General features: G+C 56.6%; 23 protein-coding genes and 4 pseudogenes. 18 read left to right on the top strand and 9 right to left on the bottom strand.

Going from position 1 to position 21,008, the window contains the following annotated elements:
- Positions 1–146 precede the first annotated feature (146 nt).
- The 7 genes and pseudogenes from IVB19_RS37535 (at position 147) to IVB19_RS37520 (ending at position 3,867) form a co-directional block, all read left to right on the top strand.
- Entirely contained in the window at positions 147–350 is a 204-nt protein-coding gene (locus tag IVB19_RS37535; protein ID WP_247822175.1) for a hypothetical protein, read from the top strand.
- Complete coding sequence (locus tag IVB19_RS40885) at positions 337–705, top strand: hypothetical protein (protein WP_524536788.1); 369 nt, start codon at positions 337–339, stop codon at positions 703–705. The genes IVB19_RS37535 and IVB19_RS40885 overlap by 14 nt, the downstream gene beginning before the upstream one ends.
- A gap of 288 nt (positions 706–993) precedes the next feature.
- A complete protein-coding gene (locus tag IVB19_RS37530) occupies positions 994–1,734 on the top strand; it encodes an amidophosphoribosyltransferase (protein ID WP_247822174.1) in 741 nt (246 codons plus the stop codon).
- The gene (locus IVB19_RS37525) at positions 1,731–2,588 is read left to right on the top strand and encodes an HAD family hydrolase (RefSeq protein ID WP_247822173.1); all 858 of its coding nucleotides are present in this window, start codon (positions 1,731–1,733) and stop codon (positions 2,586–2,588) included. The genes IVB19_RS37530 and IVB19_RS37525 overlap by 4 nt, the downstream gene beginning before the upstream one ends.
- On the top strand, positions 2,510–2,845 hold the full coding sequence (locus IVB19_RS40880) for an NAD(P)-binding domain-containing protein (RefSeq protein ID WP_524536787.1): 336 nt from the start codon (positions 2,510–2,512) through the stop codon (positions 2,843–2,845). The genes IVB19_RS37525 and IVB19_RS40880 overlap by 79 nt, the downstream gene beginning before the upstream one ends.
- Entirely contained in the window at positions 2,742–2,954 is a 213-nt protein-coding gene (locus tag IVB19_RS40875; protein WP_524536786.1) for an NAD(P)-binding domain-containing protein, read from the top strand. The genes IVB19_RS40880 and IVB19_RS40875 overlap by 104 nt, the downstream gene beginning before the upstream one ends.
- A 153-nt stretch (positions 2,955–3,107) precedes the next feature.
- Positions 3,108–3,867, top strand: a pseudogene (locus IVB19_RS37520) (IS5 family transposase).
- Between the two features lie 507 nt (positions 3,868–4,374).
- On the opposite strand, the gene IVB19_RS37515 reads toward IVB19_RS37520, so the two are convergent.
- Together IVB19_RS37515 and IVB19_RS37510 are read right to left on the bottom strand one after the other, a co-directional pair.
- Positions 4,375–5,127: a LuxR family transcriptional regulator gene (locus tag IVB19_RS37515; protein ID WP_247822172.1), complete on the bottom strand. Its 753-nt coding sequence runs from the start codon at positions 5,125–5,127 to the stop codon at positions 4,375–4,377.
- A gap of 942 nt (positions 5,128–6,069) precedes the next feature.
- A complete protein-coding gene (locus tag IVB19_RS37510) occupies positions 6,070–6,399 on the bottom strand; it encodes a hypothetical protein (protein WP_247822171.1) in 330 nt (109 codons plus the stop codon).
- Positions 6,400–7,082: 683 nt separating this feature from the next.
- On the opposite strand from IVB19_RS37510, the gene aepX reads away from it, so the two are divergent.
- The 4 genes from aepX to IVB19_RS37490 all read left to right on the top strand — a co-directional run bounded on the left by aepX (position 7,083) and on the right by IVB19_RS37490 (position 11,067).
- Complete coding sequence (gene aepX / locus IVB19_RS37505; RefSeq protein WP_247822314.1) at positions 7,083–7,955, top strand: phosphoenolpyruvate mutase; 873 nt, start codon at positions 7,083–7,085, stop codon at positions 7,953–7,955.
- Positions 7,956–8,309: 354 nt separating this feature from the next.
- The gene (locus tag IVB19_RS37500; protein ID WP_247822170.1) at positions 8,310–9,110 is read left to right on the top strand and encodes a phosphocholine cytidylyltransferase family protein; all 801 of its coding nucleotides are present in this window, start codon (positions 8,310–8,312) and stop codon (positions 9,108–9,110) included.
- Positions 9,111–9,117: 7 nt separating this feature from the next.
- Positions 9,118–9,723 carry a CDP-alcohol phosphatidyltransferase family protein gene (locus IVB19_RS37495; protein ID WP_247822169.1) on the top strand — a complete coding sequence of 202 codons (606 nt, stop codon included), beginning with the start codon at positions 9,118–9,120 and terminating at the stop codon, positions 9,721–9,723.
- Between the two features lie 234 nt (positions 9,724–9,957).
- Entirely contained in the window at positions 9,958–11,067 is a 1,110-nt protein-coding gene (locus tag IVB19_RS37490; protein ID WP_247822168.1) for a pyridoxal phosphate-dependent aminotransferase, read from the top strand.
- 615 nt (positions 11,068–11,682) lie between these two features.
- On the opposite strand, the pseudogene IVB19_RS37485 reads toward IVB19_RS37490, so the two are convergent.
- The 3 genes and pseudogenes from IVB19_RS37485 to IVB19_RS37475 form a co-directional block, all read right to left on the bottom strand.
- Positions 11,683–12,014, bottom strand: a pseudogene (locus IVB19_RS37485) (IS110 family transposase); the annotation flags it as partial.
- A gap of 210 nt (positions 12,015–12,224) precedes the next feature.
- Complete coding sequence (locus IVB19_RS37480; protein ID WP_247822167.1) at positions 12,225–12,458, bottom strand: hypothetical protein; 234 nt, start codon at positions 12,456–12,458, stop codon at positions 12,225–12,227.
- Positions 12,459–12,765: 307 nt separating this feature from the next.
- Positions 12,766–13,161 (bottom strand): phage head-tail connector protein, encoded by a 396-nt coding sequence (locus IVB19_RS37475; RefSeq protein ID WP_247822166.1) that lies wholly within the window; start codon positions 13,159–13,161, stop codon positions 12,766–12,768.
- A 916-nt stretch (positions 13,162–14,077) separates the two neighbouring features.
- On the opposite strand from IVB19_RS37475, the gene IVB19_RS37470 reads away from it, so the two are divergent.
- On the top strand, positions 14,078–14,287 hold the full coding sequence (locus IVB19_RS37470; protein WP_247822165.1) for a hypothetical protein: 210 nt from the start codon (positions 14,078–14,080) through the stop codon (positions 14,285–14,287).
- A gap of 115 nt (positions 14,288–14,402) precedes the next feature.
- Positions 14,403–14,651: a hypothetical protein gene (locus IVB19_RS37465; protein ID WP_247822164.1), complete on the top strand. Its 249-nt coding sequence runs from the start codon at positions 14,403–14,405 to the stop codon at positions 14,649–14,651.
- 398 nt (positions 14,652–15,049) lie between these two features.
- Here IVB19_RS37465 and IVB19_RS37460 read toward each other — a convergent pair whose 3' ends face one another.
- Together IVB19_RS37460 and IVB19_RS37455 are read right to left on the bottom strand one after the other, a co-directional pair.
- On the bottom strand, positions 15,050–15,370 hold the full coding sequence (locus IVB19_RS37460) for a hypothetical protein (RefSeq protein ID WP_247822163.1): 321 nt from the start codon (positions 15,368–15,370) through the stop codon (positions 15,050–15,052).
- 160 nt (positions 15,371–15,530) lie between these two features.
- Complete coding sequence (locus IVB19_RS37455; RefSeq protein ID WP_247822162.1) at positions 15,531–16,523, bottom strand: hypothetical protein; 993 nt, start codon at positions 16,521–16,523, stop codon at positions 15,531–15,533.
- 376 nt (positions 16,524–16,899) lie between these two features.
- Here IVB19_RS37455 and IVB19_RS37450 point away from each other — a divergent pair, with 376 nt between their 5' ends.
- The gene (locus IVB19_RS37450; RefSeq protein WP_247822161.1) at positions 16,900–17,118 is read left to right on the top strand and encodes a hypothetical protein; all 219 of its coding nucleotides are present in this window, start codon (positions 16,900–16,902) and stop codon (positions 17,116–17,118) included.
- A gap of 342 nt (positions 17,119–17,460) precedes the next feature.
- Here the strand turns inward: IVB19_RS37450 and IVB19_RS37445 are convergent, their stop codons facing one another.
- Positions 17,461–18,531, bottom strand: a complete 1,071-nt coding sequence (locus tag IVB19_RS37445; protein WP_247822160.1) for an IS3 family transposase — start codon at positions 18,529–18,531, stop codon at positions 17,461–17,463.
- Positions 18,498–18,650, bottom strand: a pseudogene (locus IVB19_RS37440) (transposase); the annotation flags it as partial. The gene IVB19_RS37445 and the pseudogene IVB19_RS37440, both read right to left, overlap by 34 nt.
- Positions 18,651–18,841: 191 nt before the next feature.
- Between IVB19_RS37440 and IVB19_RS37435 the strand changes: the two are divergent.
- The 4 genes and pseudogenes from IVB19_RS37435 to IVB19_RS40865 all read left to right on the top strand — a co-directional run bounded on the left by IVB19_RS37435 (position 18,842) and on the right by IVB19_RS40865 (position 20,988).
- The gene (locus tag IVB19_RS37435) at positions 18,842–19,192 is read left to right on the top strand and encodes a hypothetical protein (protein WP_247822159.1); all 351 of its coding nucleotides are present in this window, start codon (positions 18,842–18,844) and stop codon (positions 19,190–19,192) included.
- Positions 19,193–19,289: 97 nt separating this feature from the next.
- Positions 19,290–19,436, top strand: a complete 147-nt coding sequence (locus IVB19_RS40870; RefSeq protein ID WP_524536785.1) for a hypothetical protein — start codon at positions 19,290–19,292, stop codon at positions 19,434–19,436.
- 186 nt (positions 19,437–19,622) lie between these two features.
- Positions 19,623–19,826 (top strand): IS66 family insertion sequence element accessory protein TnpB, encoded by a 204-nt coding sequence (tnpB, locus tag IVB19_RS37425; RefSeq protein ID WP_247822158.1) that lies wholly within the window; start codon positions 19,623–19,625, stop codon positions 19,824–19,826.
- Positions 19,827–19,958: 132 nt separating this feature from the next.
- A pseudogene (locus IVB19_RS40865) lies at positions 19,959–20,988 on the top strand (IS30 family transposase).
- The last annotated feature ends 20 nt before the right edge of the window (positions 20,989–21,008 follow it).

Below are 21,008 nucleotides of genomic sequence, written 5' to 3'. Positions count from 1 at the left end.
GCGCAAAACCATGTGCTTCGCGCGAGCCCACGGATTACCTCCGCTCGGTGTCGGTTCCAGACATTGGATGTCTGCAACCGGACAGGGTGGAAAACAACAACAGGCAACGGGCGATTCCATAATCGTCGGCCAAGGAGAGATAGCACATGTCCGGTGTTGCAGGCGCATTTCTGTTGCTTTCAAGCCGCTCACTAAGGACGGTTTACGATGAGCTCAAGCACATGCTGCCGAAGCTTGAAAACCGTGGACAGGAGGGGTTCGGCGTTGCCGCGTTTATGCATGAAGAACGGTTTCAACATACAAAGTCATGCCACCCAGCAGGCACACTAGCAGGTTTTGGATTTTGCTGAGCAGGACGCGGATTTCAGACCGCATGTAGCTATAGCACACGTTCGCACTCCCTCTCACAGAGAGAAGAGTGACGCCGACTTCCAGCCCTTTGACAATCATAAACCCTCCTGCCGTCGTTTGACGGCTTGTTTGAACGTGGCTCTGGTCAACGCTGATGAACTTAGGAAAGAACTGCACGCTGAAGGTCATTCCATCAGCGGAAGAACCGATGCGGAGCTCTTGCTCAAGCTTTCGAGAGCATTTGTCAAAGAGATTATTGGCAGCACGGTCTGCCGGTTAACTACGAAACGGTCTTCCAATACATTGACAAGGGTGTTGACGGAGGCGTCAGTGCACTCTTGTTGGATGGCCTAGGAAATCTGACCGCCTTCCCCAATCGCGGGGGTTTGCGGCCTTTGGAATTCATGCAAACCGAAGATGGTTTTCTACTTTTCTGCTTTCTCTGGGCAACAAGGCCGAGTCGGCAAAATTCGGCCAAGTCACACCAACCATGTGAACGGCAGAACGGGAGACTGCCTTGAGCACTTTGTGGGCCAGGCTCGACACAGTCCCAAGCTTTGTGCCTACTAGACGCTTTATCTGGGAAATGCTAGGTCGTTGGTGCAATCGCAATCTCATCTATCAACTGGTCATGATATAGGCATGACCTCGGGCCGAATTGTCTGGCCGCGATTAGCAGTCGAAACAAGCTCCGGTACCATAATCGTTTCTTCCATTCCGCGCACCGGGACACCGTATGCCGACGGTCTATTTGCAACGCTGGCCAAGCAGCAACGTGCGCTCGTCCAACGGCACAAGGTGATCGCAGTAAACCGTCCTCGGCGCACACTTATCGGGTCTCTTGGCGAGCGCAAATCGCTCATCTGGCAAAAGCACCGCGTCGCAACGAACGACGTCACGGATAGAATCATCGTCGTAGGCGACGAAGCTCTTATTCGTGGCGATACAAGCCGCGCAGTGACGGAGATGCTTCTTGCCGCTCGGGCAAAGGCTGTGCATTTGGCAATCGGTTCGCCGCCTATCGTTGCACCAAATTACTACGGCAGGGGTATCGAGACCATAGATGAGCCAGCGTTCTGGAAAATATGGAAACGCCTGGCACCCGAAACGCGGCAACATAGCCTGCGCTTTCATAGGATCGCGCCGCAAACGATCCGGGTGACCGAACGCAAAATTGCTCTATCGATCAACGCTGCTACCGGCGCGTATGTGCCCTTTGAAGATCTGCTTTCCATGCTGCCGCGCGGACATCAGGGAATCGATCTTTCTGCGTTTACGTTCGAGATGCCGACCCCTGGCGGGGCAAAACCGCGCAGACGAGACTTCGAACAGATTGATAGCCGATCTCACCTCAACGAAAACGTCTGCAGCATGAGGCCATGATGAAACCTGCTCTTGTATTCGATTGGAACGGCACTCTCCTCGACGACGCCGACGCCCTGCTACAAACGACGAACACCATTTTGGGCCGCTTCGGCCGGGGTGCCATCGACATGCAAACTTTTCGGGATCATTTCGATGTTCCACTTACGGTTTTTTTCCGCAATCTAGGAATGTCTGAGAGTGAAATCGAAACGGTCGATAGCCATGACGGCGCTATTTTTCACGACACTTACGAACCGCTGGCGAGCAAAGCCGATCTGCGCGAAGGCGCGCGTTGCATTTTGGAAACGGCACGTCAACAAGAGGTTTCCAGCATTATTGTCAGTAACCATATAGTCGATCCCCTTATTACCCAATTACGAAGACATAGAATCGAAGATTGTGTCTCGGAGGTTCTGGCTTTTGAAAGTCGCGCTACTCAATATAAAGGCATAAGCAAAGGAGAGCGGCTTCGTCTGTATATGCGAGCATACAATCTGAACCCCAGCTCAACGTTCATCGTCGGGGACATGCCTGTCGAAACGGATATTGCACGCGAACTTGGCTTGATCAGCATAGCCATTACGGGCGGATTTGTTTCCGAGACGCGTCTGCGAGCGGCGAAGCCGGATTATCTCATCGAGGACCATCATAAGCTGCTGCCCATTCTGCAGGAGCGTGGCCTTTTTTCGGAACTCATAACGACGCAGAGCATGACTGAAATTCCGTCAACTGCAACGGCTGGGAAAGTCAGACAACGAATCGGCCTGATCGGCGCAAGGCACATGAACAGGCATTGGACTCAGTCCTTTTGCGTCATGGCACTGAATTGCATATCAAAGTCAACACAACCCATGTTGGCGCGGAACGCTTGACTGGCTTGGGTGCTCATGAGCACACCGCAGTTTCTGAACTGGCCCGGCATGTAAGTGCCGTCGTTTTATCACTGCCAGCAAGTTGCGAGGTCGAGGAAGTCTGCCTTGGGCAAGATGGGCTATTTGACAATTTGCCCCGACAGAGTTTGATACTTGACGTGCACCACGTCCTATCCTGCTTCCACCCTCACTTTAGCCGAACAGGCCAAAAAGCATGCATTGCACTTCACAGATGCCCCCGTAACACGCCCCCCTGAACAAGCAGAGCAGGGCGCCTCAACGCCATCGTTGGATCGGATCAGAACACGTTTCCTATCGCGGCTCGCGTTCTTACCGCATTTGCGAGAACATCGTCCATGTGGGTGATATTGCTGGGCAGGGCCATAAGCTCACACTTGTCAATAATAGCATGACGATGGGCATGGCGGCGCTGGTAGCCGAGACGCTTGCTTAGGGTCTGTACCTAATTAGCGAGTTCTGATTCCCTCGTGCCAAGTTGATTCGGCACGGGGGACTTCGATGCGCAAAGGACTGTTCTGGCTCAACGACAAGCAGTGGGCTCAGATAGAGCCGCATCTGCCAATGAACCAGACCGGCCCGGCGCGCGAAGACGATCGACGCATTATCAGCGGTATCATTCACATGCTCCAGTGCGGCGCACGCTGGCGCGATTGCCCGTCCGACTATGGCCCTTACACGACGATCTACAATCGGTTCAATCGCTGGGCTAAGCGCGGACATTGGCAGGCGATCTTTGAAGCGCTCGCCCGCTGCGGCAAGGACCGAGTGGCTTTGTCGATCGACTCCACCTCGATCAAAGCGCATCGCTCGGCGAGCGGCGGAAAAGGGAGGAGTGTGAACAGGCGATCGGCCGCTCGCGCGGTGGGCGGACCGCGAAAATCCACGCGCTGAGCGACCCTGATTGCAAACCTTGCGCATTTCATCTCACTCCGGGACAAGCCGCAGACATTGCCGCAGGGCCGGCCCTTTTGAAGCTCGCGCCGCCCATGTCTTCCCTCATTGGGGACAAAGGCTACGATGGCGACGGCTTTCGCGCCGAAATCGTCAATCGCGGCGCGAAACCCGTCATTCAAACAAATCCAACCGGGTAACCCTCCACAGCTTCAGCAAGCGCCTCTATAAAGGGCGCAACGTTATCGAGCGCTGTTTCTGCCGGCTCAAGGATTTCAGGCGTGTTGCTACTCGCTACGACAAACTTGCCAGACACTTCTTGGCCGCCGTCCACCTCGCCGCTCTCGTCGCTTATTGGATCAATTGAGTCTGAACTCTAGAACTTTGAAAGCTGGGCAGAGTAGCCGTGGCGCATCGGCCACGACGAATGCACAGCCCCCTCTAGAAGGAGCTTGTCGACCGGGTTTACAAGCTGGTCTTTTCATCGATCTACACCTGATAAGATAGCATATATTCGAACCACTAGCAGTGCTAAACTCTCGAGAAAAATCAACTGAAGCAAACCGATCAGCTCGAGTCATACTCCCAATCTTCATTGGTGCCTACAGCTACGATCGGCGACTGAAAACCTGACGTCCTACGAACACCTGCAAACGCTGGACTCCCTAGCCGCACCGATTGTAACTTAACGCTCCAACACATGCCCGAGGACTAAGCACGTAGTTGCCGTATACAGCGTGCGCGCTAGGAGCAAGTGGCTTCGTCACATGGCAGGTCGAGCTTGCTCATTGCCTTGGCGGATGATTGTCCATAGGACGATTGTTCTTCACAGCAGTTTTAAGACGCAAACTGGCTTCGATACAATCATCGTCCATCAAGATGCTCGCGCAGCATGGACATCAAAAATAAGATTGAGGCGGATCGCCACAATGACGGCTTGGATCCGGCTGGTCGCGCCCAGCTTTCGCATCGCGTTCTTAAGATGAAAGTTCACCGTATTGTCGGTGATGTGTAATATCCCTCCGATTTCCCATGACGATTTGCCCTCTGCCACCCACCCTAAACATTCTAGTTCTCGCTGTGATAGCGCAACTCTCATATCGCAGTTATCTTCCGCCGGACGTGTGATCTCCGCACAAGCGGTGTGAAAGTGCCAGGCTAATGCGTTCAGATGGCCTTTGGAATGTTGAGGATCGGCATCGTCGAACCGAGATGCAAACGATACGACCGATAATCGACCCAATGGTCCAAACAATGGTACACTCATGCCGTGCTTGAGACCGGCCTCTCTGGCCTCAACAAGTACACGCCTTTCGTCGGGCTGTAGTTGATATTGCTCGGCGAGTTGATCCCACAGAAACGGCCGCGAAAGGGTCGGTGTCCGCCGGACCACCGGATCGATTCTGTGGTACTTTCGCTTAAAATATCGTTCACACCATTCGGGCGGCCACTTAACGGCCACGGCGGGCGGCGGATACTCCGGTAGGCGAAGTGGCTCTGCGAAATTGAGCGCTCCGTAATAGACTTCGCTGAAGCCTTCGTCGCTGGCACAGCTCACAAGAAGCTCGAAAAGCGATCGGAGGGATTGCGTTTGCGTTGCGCATTCGCTGAAGCTGAAAAGATCCATTTGTGCGCCTCAGCGGGCTGACCCCGGAGTCGGTATTGCGCCGCTCGATTGAGCTTGTTTTAAACGGAGGCAAGTTCCGATGCGTCGCCGGGCCGCTCCGTGGTCCCGAGCTCAATGAGCCCGGTGTCACGGCGGGTGTTCGGCTTGCCGGCGAGCATGAAAAGAAGTGGGCCACGATCGTGCACGATCTACGGATCTGCATCGTCAGGCCCCAACTGATCTTCACCGCGCCGGCACGGACGAGAGCCCGGTCGACGAGCAGCCCAACAGGCTCGTCGCGCAAGTTTGGCTCCTTGCATGAACAATGCGCGGCGTCTGGGTGCCTTAGTCGCACGCCTCTGACGGGAACAATTCTTGAGGGTTGAGCGCGACCGGCCCTCGTGGTGCAAGAGGATGTTCGTCGGGGGGATACCCCGATATGCCGGCAGTCGGAAATTCTGCTTGGTGCAGAGGGCACTTTGCACACGCATCTCCGGAAGAGAGAACCTGGGGATGAGAACAGCAAGTGTCGTACCAATTGCGCCGCGCCAAAAAATCGAGTTTAACGACGATGACTTGAGAGAATGGGATAGCTGCCGCGGGCGCGTGCGTTGAAGAATTCGCGACATCAGGAGGAAAGCCGACAGCGCCATTTGGCTTAATTGTTCGTGATGGTTGCCTGATTGGCTTTTTCTCTTGAGGTGTGATCGGTGCCCCCTTGTGCAAGGCACCGCTGAATCGCTCATTGTCGCGTGTCACTGCCAAGAACCTGAAAACGAGCGAAAACGTTCAAGGACAGCCATGCAAGCTGCCTGCCCCCTCTCTGAGCCGAATCCGCTCTGACCGACCAACACGTGCACTTCTGGGGCACTGACAGGAGATGAGGCGCAGACGCTCGTCGGTCCACTTGCGCGCCGACGCTTCAATCCGTCACTGCGGCTCTTAGCGGCTTAGCGACGTTTCTCAGGACAGCGGCACGGCAGTTGACAAACACTTGGTTCGTGTAATTCTCGCCGAAGTAATCAGTACGAAGGCGCCTGTATAGTCCGGATCATCACCCACGCTGCGGATCAGGCTGTCGAGAATCTCGCCGATTTCGGGAATGCGCTCGCAGTAACGGGCACGGAGAACATTAACAGCGTTCATCGAGTGAACTGCCTCGTCGGCAACCACCTCTCTCAGGCAACTAAGGAAGCTGCTGCCAAGTCCGCCATAGAATGCTCTATCCGCAGCATAGGCGCGGCACATCTCATCAAATGCGATCATAACGATCAGAGAGAATTCGTCGTTCAAGTATTCATTGATTGCAGAAACACTATACGATCGAGTCTGCAATCTGTCTCGGAGATCTTTTTCGGATTCACCAGCGACAAGCTCCATGATCCGGACGAACTATCGCTTACCTTTTGGATCACGACCCGCCACGTTATAAACGTGGCCAATTTGCAGTGTGCCGACGAGCAAAAAGCACGGGAACGTGCTCAGCAGCTAGTTGATACCAACGACATCGAGCTATGGCAACTCGACGGACGTATTGCGGTGTGTTTGAAGCCGCCACAAGCCGAGCCTCGCACCTGGCAGGACAGGCAAGACCGCGGCGCCCTACAGACAAATGAAACGTGCGTGAAAGTTCAGCGCGCGTCTCAGTCCTAGGCTTCGGTTGATTACAGATCACAGGCGCGGGATAGCTGGGGAAGACGCCCGGCATGGGCTGCAAGTTGCCGACGTAGCGATTGACCACGCGGAAGAGCGCGAGGATGACTCTTGAGCACTCCGACACGGAACAGGTTTGCGGGCCAGGTCAACTACCAACCCTAGCAATTGATCTAGATGACGGAAGCATGTCACCTATCGATTGATGAAATCGGCCGGTCTACAAGTTAGCCGCGTCATCACAAGGAATTGGCATGCAAGACCGATCAGCATCTGTTCCCGCCAACGGCCCTAATCAACCCGCTGGTTCCTCACGTGCAGAAATGCTGCGGGCCGAAATCTGCTGCCGCAGAGAGCTATCGTTCCTCATGGAAGCGCATGATGGTCTCTCCGCCGCAATCGCTGAGCGCGCGGGGTTCAAAGGCCTCTGGGCGTCCGGCCTGTCAATTGCCTGCTCCCTGGGCTACCGCGATGCCAATGAAGCGTCGTGGAGCCAACTCGTAGATGTAGTCGAGCGGATCGTGGACTCGAGCGGACTGCCTGTGCTCGTTGACGGAGATGGCGGCTTCGGGAATTTCAACAATGCGCGCCTCGTGACACGCAGGCTCCGTCAGCGTGGAGCAGCCGGCGTGGCGCTCGAGGACAGTTGCTTTCCGAAGATGAACTCGTTTGTTGGGCATCGGCACCCCCTCGCCGATGTCGACGAATTCTCTGGCCGCCTCCGGGCAGTGAAGGATACAGTCGCGGACGACTTGATCTTGGTGGCAAGGATCGAGGCGTTGATCGCTGGGCATGAGATGGACGAAGCACTTTCGCGCGCTCACGCCTACGCCGACGCGGGAGCCGATGCGATCCTCATTCATTCGCGAAGGAGCACCGCCGACGAAGTCCTTTCGTTCGCGCGCGCTTGGCAGAGCAGATTGCCGGTCGTGATCGTTCCGACGAAATACTATCGAACACCGATCTCTGTATACCGCAAAGCCAGCATCTCTACGGTGATCTGGGCCAACCACTCTATGCGAGCGGCAATAGCGGCAATGCGTCAAGTCTGCGGTCGCATCATCGCTGAGGAAAGCACCGCGAGCATTGAGCCGCACATCGCTACTCTCGAGGAAGTCTTCGAACTGTTCAAGTACGACGAACTCGCCCGTGCGGAAACGCGATACTTGCGGCCCGACGCTGAACTGCGCAAATAGGGTTTCGCCGACACAGAAGCGCATTGTCGTTGTCCACCTACTGTCCTGGACTTCCTCCTAGCTGGCCAGGTTCGACTGCAATCTCAAATGCCTAATCATTGCACTGAGATGTCCTTAGACACCGTAGCCGGCCTCACTCAACCGAAATGCGCGCTTTGCCATCTCGGCAGCTCGAGGCACCGGATCCAGCGCCTCCCTTCTCTCTGGAGAAAGGACCGACGAGGACGATTTGTCTGTCTTCACGCTTGTGCTCCATTTTCAGATGGCTCCGGCAGACTTGCTTCAGCGCGCCTAAGCTGGCGCCGAAGAAGTCCGTCGGTGTTTCAAGAGGCGCGACGAAAAAGGAACTAAACTGTGACCGATGCCCCCAAGAACGCCATCATTCTCGCCGCTGGCTGCGGCTCTCGCCTGCGTCCTCTGACAGATCTGCGGCCGAAGTCGCTGGTCGAGGTCAACGGCACTTCGATTCTTCACAACGCTCTGCACAATCTGGAATCTGTCGGCGTGGAAGAGGTGACGATCGTGGTGGGTTACCGCAAAGACGCCATTCAATATGCCTGCGGTAGCAAATTTGGCGAACTCAGAATCAAATATGTCGAGTCGACCGTCTTCGACCGCACCGGAAGCGCCTATTCTTTGTGGCTGGCGCGCGACGCTCTTCTCTCCGGAGACTGCTTTCTTCTCGAGGGCGACGTCTTTTTCGAAGAGGATGCGCTGCGACACTTGATGGTCTGCCGCGGGACCGACGTAGCTGCAGTCGTTCCCTTCGATGATTCAATGGAAGGCTCGGCCGTTCTGTTGTCGCAGAACGGCTTCATCTCAGGTTTTCGATTGAAGCAAACCGCGGCAAATCTTGTTGCGGATGGCCCAAAGCTTTTCAAGACGATGAACCTCCTACGGCTTTCAGCGCCGACACTCAAGGCAACGATCGTTCCGACACTGGACGATATCATCACCGCTGGAGCTAGGCAGACCTACACCGAAGAATTTTTGGGTTATCTGATAGAGAGGCGAGGCCTACAGCTCGCCGCGGCGCAATGCGACGGCGTCAGCTGGTACGAAATTGATAATGCTGACGATTTGGAGATTGCCGAGCGCATTTTCAAGGACCGAACGAATGCGTACGCGGCCAGACGTCATTTGCAAGCGAGGTGAGAGTTCAATGCTGAAATACCTTTGGGATCCAGCGAACGCGATAACGATCACAGGTCTTCTCTTTTCCTCCGCCAGCCTGTTTTTAGCTCTCTCTGACCGCCTGGAGCTATCTGTGGCAGCGGCGCTTTGGGCTGTTCTATCGGACCACCTGGACGGGTTTGTGGCAGGCCGCACCAAAGGTCGGGATCCAGATGTCGCAAAAATGGGAGCGAGCCTCGACGGGTTTGGAGATATCGTCTATGGAGCCGTTGTGCCTGCGGCAGTTGTGGTACAAGTCAGCCAAGCTTCACAAGCCGCGTTTGCGACCGCAACCGCTCTACTGGTGACGGGAGCAATAAGGCTTAGCTACTTTGCGAACTTTGGCAGGTCGCGTGATGGACGGTTCTTGGGCATCCCCTTATCATACGACGTGCCGCTCCTGGCGCTTCTATTTCTTTTTAAACCTCTTATTTCTGCTAAAGCATTTCCGGACGTCGTGAACATTGGCTTCTTGCTGCTCGCTATAGCGCATGTCGCGCCTGTTCGCGTGCCACCACTCAGCGCAACAATGTATACGGCGATAAGCATCTTCGCCGTCGCGTCATCGGTGGTTTTAACCAGTCGCTCCTTTTGATTGCGGGTGGTAGTATGATCCAGCGACTGGCCTTCTTGGGCCTTGCAGGCTTCACTCCATGCAGGTTACATGATGACGTGTAGTCTCGCAAACCGCGGCGTGCACCAGACTTGTTGCCGAGAACATCTCCGCACGGATCGGGACTGATCGATGCTTGTTCGCCGGGAGCTTGTCGGGAGATCGCGACGATCCTACGATTTTCGTTTGTCCTGAAACGTTGAGCTAGTCGCACTGATGAACAGCGCAGCACAAATCGCCGCATCCCTTAGGCCGGACGAGGTTTCTGACCTGGTGAACCGATTCCCCGGCGGCTATTGGAAATATGACATCAAGGACTTCGTCCTTCTGGTAAATCCATATTTTCCGCCGCAGGCGTTCCTTGACGAACTTAATAACGCTCTACCGCGGCTTATTACTTGCTATCCCTCTCCTAATGCGCAGCTGGTCCAGCTTCTTGCGGATGCGGTGAAGACGCCGGCTAATAATCTTGTCATTTGCAATGGCGTGGCTGAACTGATTCCCATCCTCCTTGGCCGACTGGGTATGCGGATTGCTGTCCCGGTCCCAACCTTCAATCCCTATGAAACCACCGCCTTGCCCGGGCGGTTGTCACGCTTTTTCCTGTCACCGCCAGATTTTGAACTCGATGTGCACCGCTATGCAGCATTTGCGCGTGCAAATGGTGTCGACGGCGCAGTCGTGATATCGCCGAATAATCCCACTTCGCGGATGGTTCCCTATCCGGATTTACTATATCTGGCTTCCGCGCTTCGAGCTCAACAGCAACTCCTACTGATCGATGAGTCATTTATCGAGTTTAGTGCGCTCGGGCGAAGTGCAAGCCTGGAAAATCACTTGCTGGAATTTCCCAATGTCATCGTTCTCAAAAGTCTTGGAAAGATTTACGGGACATGCGGGTTACGGATCGGGTATGCGGCATCAGCAAATGTACAGACGATGGATGAAATCAGAGCCGCCCTCCCCACGTGGAATGTTAATACGTTTGCTGAGTTTTTTCTAAGCAAGCTTCCTCACCTGGCGCACGCTGCAAAGCAGAGTTGGATGAGGGTGGGCAGCGACAGGGACAAACTATACGCAGACCTGCGCAGCATCGAGGGAATGAGAGTTCTGAAGCCCGACGCAAATTTCGTGTTCTGCGAACTCCCGCCCCATTGGCCGGATGGAGACGTGATCGCCTCAACACTTTTAAGAGATAGACGGATACTGGTCAGGCACAATGGCGGCAAGACGCTTCAGAATGGCAAACGATTCTTGCGCATCGCAAGCCGCACTGAAGACGACAATAGGCTTTTGGTGGAAGCACTGAAAGACATCTCTGATTGACGCAACCGGCGCCGGTACTAAGCCTTCTCAGGGCTGATCCAGAAGGAAAGAAACTTTAGTTGGGGGCCAGAGCTGCAATCACAGAACACTCCATTACTCGGTCGAGCGGAATCAAAGCAGATCAAGGCCACGCGGCAACCACATCGCGGTTCTCTTCGCGCCGTCGGCGACCACAATCTTCCAGCGCGGATCGGCTATGTACAGCACTCTTCATGCTTAACTAATCTGGTATGTGACACAAGAGCGCGTCCGCGCTGGCGGACGGAAGTCCGCCACGCTCGACTAATAAGGCGCGAGACTTGCCCCATCGGGTCACATGCTCATCCTCAAGCACGTACACTGAGTCTGCTGTCCAAGTGCGAGCGTCGTTCTCCCGGACAAGCCTCATCATTTCCACCTTCGCGATGTTCTACCTCGCCCACCGGGCGTTGACCGTCTGAAAGCGGGTTCTCCCGATTCTCGGAACGAGGTATCTGCATTAAGTCGTCATGCGCTCGTCTATTGGTGTTGCCATCTCGTAGTCCGCCTGCCTCATGCCCCGAGCGACAGCTTCCGTTCCTTGTAATCTCGCCCCCGACAATCGATAATCCTTAGTAACTCCGCTGTCCCGTTGCGCCCCTTTGCCGACGCGATGCCGAGTTCGGCCAGGTGCCCGCGCAGTGCATTGCTCAACATTGGTAGGCTGGCGCACCAGCGATTGTCGGGTCCTGTGCAGCATCAAAACGGCTGCTGCTCCGTCGTCTCTTGACCGGGACAAAACGCATCGACCGCCGCGTCACAGCCTCACAGATTGCAGCCGCATCATTCGCATCGTTCTTACTGCGGTTGAGGTAGGCCTTCACATAGCTCGGAGGTGTCAGTCTGACGGTACGTCCAAGCGCCTGAAGTTCGCGGCCCCAATGATGCGCTGACGGTCATGCTTCGATCTCAACCAAACAACGTGGCTGCTGGCAAAAATACTCCAGCACTTTGCCCAACTTACCCGCTTCATCAGGACCGCGGCGTGACATCGATCTGATGCACCTGGAACAGCGACTTCGCCAAATCCCGACCAATCGTGCTAACCTCGCCCATGGACGGCTCCCTCAACGGGCAGATCACGCTTCCCAGCACGCCCGGCATGTTCCGGCGGTACCAACTTGGTCGGCCTGGCGATGTCAGGCGTGCTGAGCAACATCGCCGATGTCCCGACTGGTCACAAATATGAACTGCAGATGAGGCAGTGACGACCATCTTCGAGACCGGCCGGTCGAGTGGCCCGCCGCAGCCTTGAGCAGCGGCATGCCATCGAGCGCCGGTTCGTCGGGCTCGACCAGATACGTCAGCAAGGCGCCAGGCGTATTGCGTTTGATTTTAGCCAGATCAGCGCGGCGGTGGCGACGATTACTCACAGTGATACCTCGTCGTCTCCCGCAATCGTTTCTGTCACCCAGTTTGTCGTCGTAGCAAGCCATCTGGTGGTGCCTTGCGTGGTGGGCGTGGCGCGCGGTGGTGCATCATGCTAACGCTAGCTGTAACGCCAAGCGCTCGCGGCATGCGCGCGTTCTGCACGCCCCCGGACAGAACCGCGAGCTGGAGCGCTGCAGCGTTTAAGCCCTGCCGCACTGCTCGCACGTCCTGCACCGTTCCGGAGGACTCTCGCCCTCGTCACGAACGTGGAAGACACGGCGGCTCGTGTGTCGGGCATCGAACCTGAACTCACGACGACGCTCCGGCAAAACACCCAGACGCTGGGACAACCGTTGCCGAGCGCAAACAGCTCACCCGTGTTCGGATCGAGCCGATAGGCCGAGGCGTCGATCGTAACCCGTCGACGACCACGCTCGCAATTGCCGCCACCGGCGTCCGGTCAAGAACAAGCTTCTCCGGCGCGACGTCATACTGCTCGTGCCAAAAGGTCTCGACCGCGGTCTCCCGCACCAGGCGGAAGCCCAGCGCGGCCTCGATGTCGTCTGAGGCCTCCTCAATCTTCTCCTGAAGGATAGGGTCGCTGGTCGTGGTCCCGCTCCGAATGCCGAGTTCCAATTTCACCCGTTCCAGCGTGGTCAGCGCGGTATCTGACGCGGGCGATGCGACTGTGACGATCGATCTCATGCGGCCTCTGGGTGGTTAATCGACGAGCAGCGGTGGGCTGACGTGTGACTGCTGGCTCGCCTCGATTCAGAACGGCACAGCCGGGGTCAAAATCTCAAACAAGGTAAATACCGCCAAGCCCAACCGCTCGGCGCCCAGAGGGAGCGGCTTGCGTCAACATCGGGGAATTCTGCGGCCGACACGCGGCTTGGAACGACTTCCCGATTGCAAAGTTTTCCCGTTGCCCTTTGCCAGCGGGTGGGTGCCTTTCCCAAGGGGCAGCCTCAAGACAGCCCCAGCTTCACCGCCCTGAAGCTGGGGTCCTTTTGCTCTCTCAATGGTCTCGGACCGCGCTGACCGAAGCAGCCACCCTGCGGCAATAAGCCTGACGTATTGAAATCCGATATTTGCCGATGGTAGTCTTCTACTTTTACTACTCGCGCTATTTGCTCTGAGGCCATCCTGATAGTGCTTTTTTTGTGCTGGGGAGGACATTATGCGAAGCTCTCGCCCGATCTTCTGTGCCCAACGACTTAGTGAACTCATTTCTCAGCTCTCAGAGTTGGAAGATCTTCGAGATCTGGTCGAAGAAGCTGAGCGAACCGCCCGAGGTGTGCCTCCACTACGCTTGACACATCCTCCATCGCGCCCCGTTCGACGTGGTGAACGGGTCGCTTTGTCTGTTCGCCTCCGTGGCCACGCGCCACTAAGGGGAATGCAGGAGCTATCAGCTCCCCCTGACAACGACAACCAAGTCGATTGGGCTTTGCCGGAGCCATTCCCCGACGGATGGTGGGCTTCCTCCTAAGCCTCTCCAAACGCTGGCTTGACCAAGAGATCTATCGGATGCTGGTGGACTACCCACCGGACACCTGACAGCCCTGTCGGACTACTCTTATCGTGGCCGTAGCCCATGCAACAGAAGGGCCGTTCGCCAATGGACGAATTCGCGATGCTTCTCGCCGAGCTGGACCGGTGCAAGGCGGAATTTCAGCACCTGCAGAACGAACTCAATCTCGCGACCGGCGCCGGGCCGACCGACATAGTAGCGCTTCAACACGCGGCCCGCCGGATGAGCGGCATCGCAGCCCGCCTCGAGGCTTTGACGCGCGCGATCCCGAAAGGTACGGCCAGCGGAGTACATTGAGCACTCCCCTCCCTTCCCTTGAAGAGAGCGAGCCGACATCCCTGAGGGAATGGACGTGACAAACCCTCTATCGGTGGTAGTGTTCATCCATCATGGTAGCCGCGCGGGGAAGTAAATGCCCGCACCCAATCGAAGGCCTGTTTTTCGTTTTGGTGGCCCTCATCGCTGGGAGGTATTCCTTTTTGCCGTTGTTGCTTATGTCCTTAATCACACCAATATTGTCGGCCTGGCGATCAATGCTGGGTTGGTCGGGCTAGGAATATGGGCAATTGTGACTTGGCCGCATGATTCCGGCGCGTGGTTCATTGCCTTCTGTGCTTTTGCGATTGGCGGGTTCAATCTCTATTCAATGTTGTCGGAATAAACTTCTCTTCCTCGTTCCGGTCGAATCGAAGCCTTCGGCATGGCGGGTCTCGGGCGACCCGCAACGGCTCGAAGATTGTGATTGCAGAATAAGACTTCTCCCGGTGCTGAGATGACTTCGCTCGACCAACGACGTGATGAGGATGGCGGTCATGGAATTTTGCGCCCCTCTGGAGGTTCAGTGACTTGAAGGGAGTGAAGGCAACCGTCGAGAAGCGACCTACGAACGCCATTACGGGGCTACGACCCGAATCGGGAAGAATAGCGCCACAATCGCGAGACAAACGCCAAGTCCAGAGATCGCAAGGTTCATCGCAATCCAAAACTGATTCAGACGTAGAACACTCAGTTTCGGAAATTCTCGCGTGTTGTCATCATCCGCGATCCGTCTGATGCTTCTCAGAGGTGACCCTGGAAGCAGCGCATCATAGGCATCACATAGCCCCGTGCGCGCCGCGTGTGTAGCTGTATCCGCTCGTATTGCTTCGCGGAAAACACTGCTCCGAACATGCCGAACAGAACGACTAGCAGTGCAGGCGGCAGGTCCAAAGGACTTAGCGTCTTGTCCGAAGTCATGAAGGCGATGACTGCGCCCGAAATGCCTATGAATGTAGATGCTACCGCCGCTCGTTGCGTCTCGTGATGACGCGTTTGGATCGAATTCTCTGAGTACATTTTCCAATGCGCATCGCGCAAAGTGGAGTCGTGTTCATCAGGCACTGGACCCTCCCGGCGTAGGAGCGAGTTTCCCAACAAATGAACGGCAATTAATGCTTAGACCACAACATTAGCAGAAATACCACAGGCTGATAGGCAGTCCCTATGTGCTCACCCCTAAAGGGAGTCTAGCCGAAAACTCTGCGCCGGAATAGCGCCGCTGTTATTGGGGTCCACCCGTATACTTGTCAACCGTCGACATGAGCGGCTTCGAGGTCGACAGATTGAACATCAGCCCGAACCGACCATCGGGACCAGTCTTGTCCGGCTCGTCGATCAGCTCGTAGAGATCGATCCACTCGATGAACGAATACTGAGAGAACTTCGCCAGCATCGCATCCAGGTTTGAGTTGCAGGCCGACATCGACGCAGACGTCGAGGTGTTGACGAACGTTGAGTCGTAGATCTCGGCGCCGTTCATCTCATTGATGGCGACTGGAACGCCGTAGCTCGACAGCTTTGTGAACAGGTTGAAATTGGGACGAACTCCGCCCCAGTAGTTCGTCGGGTCTACGCCGGCATGCTCGTAATAGTGATAGCCGAGCACATCGACCTTGACGCCATTCGCCTTCATGAAGTCGATGTAGCCGAACATCGTCGATGTGGTGCCGACGATGCGCCGAAGGTTTCTGCCGGTGTCGCGGCGTACCTGCTCGATCGCGTCGGACATTCCCCGCAAGAGATTGGCGAAGTCGGCCATCGACGGATATGCAGCGAACTCGGCAGAGGTCCACCCCTTGCCGAACAACGGAGAGCCGTTGGCATCACGGACCGTCAGATTGATCTCATTACCAAGTTCCCAGTCGCCGACTGAAGATGCGAACTGGCGAACAAACGCCAGGGTCCGATTGTAGCCCTGGGAGTAGATCGCAGCAGCTTCGCCGGCAGGATACTTGCCGGCATCGGTCTTGTCGCCCCACATTAGCGGAAGCGCCAGAACAGGTTCAAGAGTGACGCCATAGTTGGCGGCAAGGCCCACGATCGAGGTGAAGCGCGTCGCTACCCATGGATCAGTGTCAGCCGCCAGAGGAATGGTCAGGCGGTATCGCTTGAGTTTATGTGCGGCGAGCGTCTTGAAGACGTCCTCGTCATTGATCTGGCGGTAGGCCCCGGAGGCGAACATGGAGTGGCCATTGACGCCGATTTGAACTGTCAATTCTGCTCCTTGATTGCGCGAGAAAAGAAGAGGATGCCGTTTGCAGCAGATCTGATTTCGGGCGCGGCGGGGTAAAGGAGGAGAAACCCCCGCCGCAGTCAGGCCGTAGCAGTCGGCCGGCGCTCTGTGTCGCCGCTCTCTGTTCTGTAGTCCGAGTATGGTTGTATTTTGGCCAACTCTCCCTGAGGGAGTGGAAGGACTGCCATTGCGCGAACCAAGTCGCATCGACAGTCGCGCAGATGAAGACAATCTTACGGAATAACCTTTACGAACAAACTATGCGTCTAACTACCGAGGACAGCGAACCGCATGTTGCTAGCCACATAGATGGCGCCGAAAACTAACGCGGCTGGAGGCAAGGCCGAGGGAACGGCTGATGCCAAGAACTATCCAGGAACAACTGGACCAGGTGGAACGTGATATCAAACTTTACACAGAATACGATAATGCCGAAAAAGCACGCTTCGATCGCGAGTGTTACCTTTGGACCGCGGAAGATCGCATCGAGTGGCAGGAGACGCAGCTTTCCAATGCTCAATATCTTCGCGAATTAAACGACCAGCGCGTTACGTTGCTTAAGCGGCTAAAGGGGTGAACGGCTGTTTGAGAATACGCGCAGCGCGGCTCCCTGATTGGATGAGAAGCGACCCGTGTGTTTTAGTGGCCACTTCGGAGGGTCCCCCAGACGATACTTAGGCCGATGTCGATAGGCGAAACACCCAAGACATGCGTTTTCTGCGGAGGGGGGCCGTTACCTCACGAACACATTTGGGCCGAATGGATACAAACCTACGTCTCACGAGCCTTTTCGAAGCGAATGCACACGGCTTCATTCAGTGGGACTTTGCACGCCGAACGGATTTGGAATGGCGACATGCTAACCGACACGATCCCTTGTGTATGCGAACGTTGCAACAGCTGACCTTGCCCCCAAGTTTTATCCAGTTTTGAGTTCGCTCCGGCAGTTGGACTTGCCCTCTTGGGCGGTGGGAGCGACGGGAGCTGGCGCGGAGCCTTCGGCATAGCGCAGCGCCAGATCCCGGCGCGGGTGACAGGTCATGGCGAACTCGGACGGGGTTCTCCATCCGAGCTGCGAGTGGGGTCGCGTATCGTTGTAGTCGGCCCGCCAGCATCCAAGCGCGACGCGGGCTTGGGCCAATGACGTGAACAGCGTCTCGTTCAAAAACTCATCCCGCAGCCGACCGTTGAAGCTCTCGATGAAGGCGTTCTGCATGGGTTTGCCCGGCGCGATGTAGTGCCACGCGACACGGCTCTGGTCGGCCCATGCGAGAATGGCGTTGCTGGTGAGCTCGGTGCCATTGTCGCTGACCACCATCCTCGGCTTGCCACGCTGGATCATCAGCCGGTCCAGTTCCCGCGCCACGCGGGTGCCGGAGAGCGAGGTGTCGGCCACCAGCGCCAGGCACTCGCGGGTACAATCATCGACGACGGTCAGGATGCGGAAGCGGCGGCCGCAGGTCAGTTGGTCCGACACAAAGTCGAGCGACCACCGGTCGTTCGGCATCATCGGAACCAGCATCGGCGCCCGCGTCCCGATCGCCCGCTTGCGGCCACCACGGCGACGCACCGTTAGCTTCTCTTCCCGATAGAGCCGGAAGAGCTTTTTGTGGTTGATCAGATACCCCTCCCGCTTGAGCAGAACATGCAGTCGCCGGTAGCCAAAGCGGCGGCGTTCCTGGGCCATCGCCCGCATGCGCTGGCGAAGGCTGGCATCGTCAGCCTGGGTCGTCCGATATCTCATGGTCATGCGGCAGCAGCCGATGGCTTTACACGCCCGCCGTTCGCTCATCCTATGGGCATCCACCAGATGAGCGACAGCTTTCCGCTTCCCGGCGGGCGTCACCACTTCTTTCCCAGGAGATCTTTCAGCGCCGCATTGTCCAACATGGCGTCTGCCAGAAGCCGCTTCAGCTTCGTGTTCTCGTCTTCCAGCGACCGCAGTCGCTTGGCCTCCGAGACGTCCATTCCGCCGAACCTGGCCTTCCATTTGTAGATGCTGGCATCGCTGACACCATGCTTGCGGCAGAGATCGGCGACCGGAACCCCGGCTTCGTGCTCCTTCAAAATCCCGATGATCTGTTCTTCCGTAAATCGCTTGCGCTTCATGCTCTGGTCCTCGTCTTGGGCCAGAGCGAACTTCAAACTGGATTAAGCCTGTGGGGCAAGGTCACAGCGGCTGGATGGGCAGGTTGCAGACAAGAGCAAGGCCGCACATCGTTCCTTTTCTGCAGGCTACTTGGCCCACTCTAGATCGCTGGGCTTCAAGGTCTCTGGCGGCATGGATCACCATGTTCACAATGGTCTACGAATTCCGCGACCCCCGTACAGCGGCGATCCCTCCCAAGCAGCGTGATACCTTCCGAAGAACCAGAGATCCCATCGACGGCTGGGAAATCTGGATTGCCAAGATAAACCCCAACCGATGGAGAGGTCGCATCACGCACCTTGCAGGAACCCTCTACGACGTGAAGCATTCACAACTCAACGCAAGGCCCGACCATCGAATCACGACCGGTGTGATCGGCAATCTGCTTTTTCACAGCTACTACTTTGCCCCAGAACTCGTTATGTCCATGCCGGAGATCGAGGAGTACGGTTCAGCCCTGGGACTTGCAGCGTCCGGCTTCAACAGGCGGACGCCACGATAGATCATGCGAACTCGACCATCCCACGCCCGCCGCTCGCAAGGCGCCGTCGATCGCCGGCAAAGGCGTCAGTCCGCACGTACTGCGCCATACCTGCGGCATGCATACGCTTCAGGCGACTCGGGACGTCCGGAAAGTCTCGCTGTGGCTCGAACACGCCAGCCTGCAAAGCACCGAGGTCTACCTTCGCGCCGATTCGACAGAGAAGCTCGAAGCGCGCGCGCCGCCATGTCGCCGCGGATGCTGACGCCCGGCCGCTTCCGCGCGCGGGACAAGCTCCTGGCCATGCTGAATGCGGCCGGACGCAAGCCGAATTATGCGGAGTGAGATATGCGAGAAGACCGCGGCGGGCAGCAAGTTCCCGCCGCGCACTCCGCATAATCGTGGGCTCCGCGTAATTTCTGTTATGTGGTGCACCACATAACAGAAAGGAATGGAAGGGTTTGCGACCCTGGTGCGCGAGAGCAAGCGGGTTGACCCACTCTCGGGAGCTCTCTATGTGTTCTGGGACGGAACGGGTCTGTGCCTGTTCGCCAAACGGCTCGAGACGGGATCTTCCGCTGGCGAAAAATCGAGGAACGGCGTGATGCGCATGTCGGTGGCGCAATTGTCGGCGCGGCTGGATCGCCCATGTTGATGCCCTTCCTTGTTAGGCTGACAGATTCTTAGACCAAGTTGCGCAATGACGTGGTTGAAGGTCTCCGATAGCGACAAGACGGATGGCTTCGGTTCACGATGCAAGTGCAACACCGGCTAAGGTGTTGTTGCGATGGGACGATGTTATGGCCAGCTCAGCCTTGGAGAGCGCGTTGAAATATACCGCCTGCATGCAGGCGGTATATCTCAAGCGCGATCTGGCGCACCACCACCTATGACGTGAAACCAGATTGCGTCTGTGCTTGGCCGGGCGTCATCGACGATCACTCGGGAACTTAAGCGTAATTCGAGGCCGACGAAGGTTTGGGCCGGCGGCTACGAACCGGTCCGAGCCCGGCTATTGGCCGACCGACGCAGGCGGTGGGATTGTCGCTTCAAGCTGGCACGCCAGTCAGGCCTGCGAAACCGCGTGAGCAAAAGCCTTGCGATGGGACATTCGCCGGAGCAGATCGCTGGCCGACTGGCGCTTGGTCGCGTTATCATAAGCCATGATTCAATCTATCATTTGATCTATCATCGGACGGCCCAGAAGGATAACTGGTAATACCGTCTTCTGCCGCGTCACAAGAAAATACGAGGGCGCCGACGACGGGGCGGCAGCTCCGCGAGCCCGATAAAACACCGGCGCTCGATCACCGAGCGGCCTGCGGAGGTCGATGATCGCAAGGCGCCGGGCCATTGGGAGGCCGACTTCATGATGTTCTCCCGATGTGGTCAGGGGCTGACAGTTCTTCACGAACGACAAAGCCGCTTCAGCACGGTTTGCCGTCCGGCCGATCGAAAAGCTGTTCCCACCGCCCAGACCATCGCTCGTCAGCTCGGCAATCTGCCACAGCGTCTGCGTCGACTATCAGCTTCGACAATGGAAACGAGTTCGCCGAACACCACCAGCTCCACGTGACGCTCGGCGTCCAGACGTTCTTCGCGATCCTCACAGCCCTTGGCAGAAAGGCGGCGTGGAAAACTCAATCCGACGCTTGCGACGCTCGCTGCCTCGCAAGACCGACCTCAATCTCCTTACCGCCGCCGATCTCAGGAGGTACGTAAAGCGCCTCAACGATCCGCCACGTAAATGCCTGGACTTCAAGACACCCGCCGAGGCATTCTCTGAGCTTAAATCAATCGTTGCACTTCAAACGTGAATCCATCAGCGCCGCTTGAC

This window comes from Bradyrhizobium sp. 187 (assembly GCF_023101005.1).
Classification (GTDB): domain Bacteria; phylum Pseudomonadota; class Alphaproteobacteria; order Rhizobiales; family Xanthobacteraceae; genus Bradyrhizobium; species Bradyrhizobium canariense_D.
The sequence above is the reverse complement of the archived record's forward strand: the minus strand, read 5'-3'. Positions and strand labels throughout refer to the sequence as shown.

Excerpts from the sequence above, each read along its gene's own strand:
- IVB19_RS37535 (WP_247822175.1), top strand. The coding sequence starts at position 147 with ATGTCCGGTGTTGCAGGCGCATTTCTGTTGCTTTCAAGCCGCTCACTA.
- IVB19_RS37530 (WP_247822174.1), top strand. The coding sequence starts at position 994 with ATGACCTCGGGCCGAATTGTCTGGCCGCGATTAGCAGTCGAAACAAGC.
- IVB19_RS37525 (WP_247822173.1), top strand. The coding sequence starts at position 1,731 with ATGATGAAACCTGCTCTTGTATTCGATTGGAACGGCACTCTCCTCGAC.
- IVB19_RS37515 (WP_247822172.1), bottom strand. The coding sequence starts at position 5,127 with ATGGATCTTTTCAGCTTCAGCGAATGCGCAACGCAAACGCAATCCCTC.
- aepX (WP_247822314.1), top strand. The coding sequence starts at position 7,083 with ATGCTGCGGGCCGAAATCTGCTGCCGCAGAGAGCTATCGTTCCTCATG.
- IVB19_RS37495 (WP_247822169.1), top strand. The coding sequence starts at position 9,118 with ATGCTGAAATACCTTTGGGATCCAGCGAACGCGATAACGATCACAGGT.
- IVB19_RS37490 (WP_247822168.1), top strand. The coding sequence starts at position 9,958 with ATGAACAGCGCAGCACAAATCGCCGCATCCCTTAGGCCGGACGAGGTT.
- IVB19_RS37475 (WP_247822166.1), bottom strand. The coding sequence starts at position 13,161 with ATGAGATCGATCGTCACAGTCGCATCGCCCGCGTCAGATACCGCGCTG.
- IVB19_RS37470 (WP_247822165.1), top strand. The coding sequence starts at position 14,078 with ATGGACGAATTCGCGATGCTTCTCGCCGAGCTGGACCGGTGCAAGGCG.
- IVB19_RS37465 (WP_247822164.1), top strand. The coding sequence starts at position 14,403 with ATGCCCGCACCCAATCGAAGGCCTGTTTTTCGTTTTGGTGGCCCTCAT.
- IVB19_RS37450 (WP_247822161.1), top strand. The coding sequence starts at position 16,900 with ATGCCAAGAACTATCCAGGAACAACTGGACCAGGTGGAACGTGATATC.
- IVB19_RS37445 (WP_247822160.1), bottom strand. The coding sequence starts at position 18,531 with ATGGAAGGCCAGGTTCGGCGGAATGGACGTCTCGGAGGCCAAGCGACT.
- IVB19_RS37435 (WP_247822159.1), top strand. The coding sequence starts at position 18,842 with ATGGTCTACGAATTCCGCGACCCCCGTACAGCGGCGATCCCTCCCAAG.
- IVB19_RS40870 (WP_524536785.1), top strand. The coding sequence starts at position 19,290 with ATGCATACGCTTCAGGCGACTCGGGACGTCCGGAAAGTCTCGCTGTGG.
- tnpB (WP_247822158.1), top strand. The coding sequence starts at position 19,623 with ATGGAAGGGTTTGCGACCCTGGTGCGCGAGAGCAAGCGGGTTGACCCA.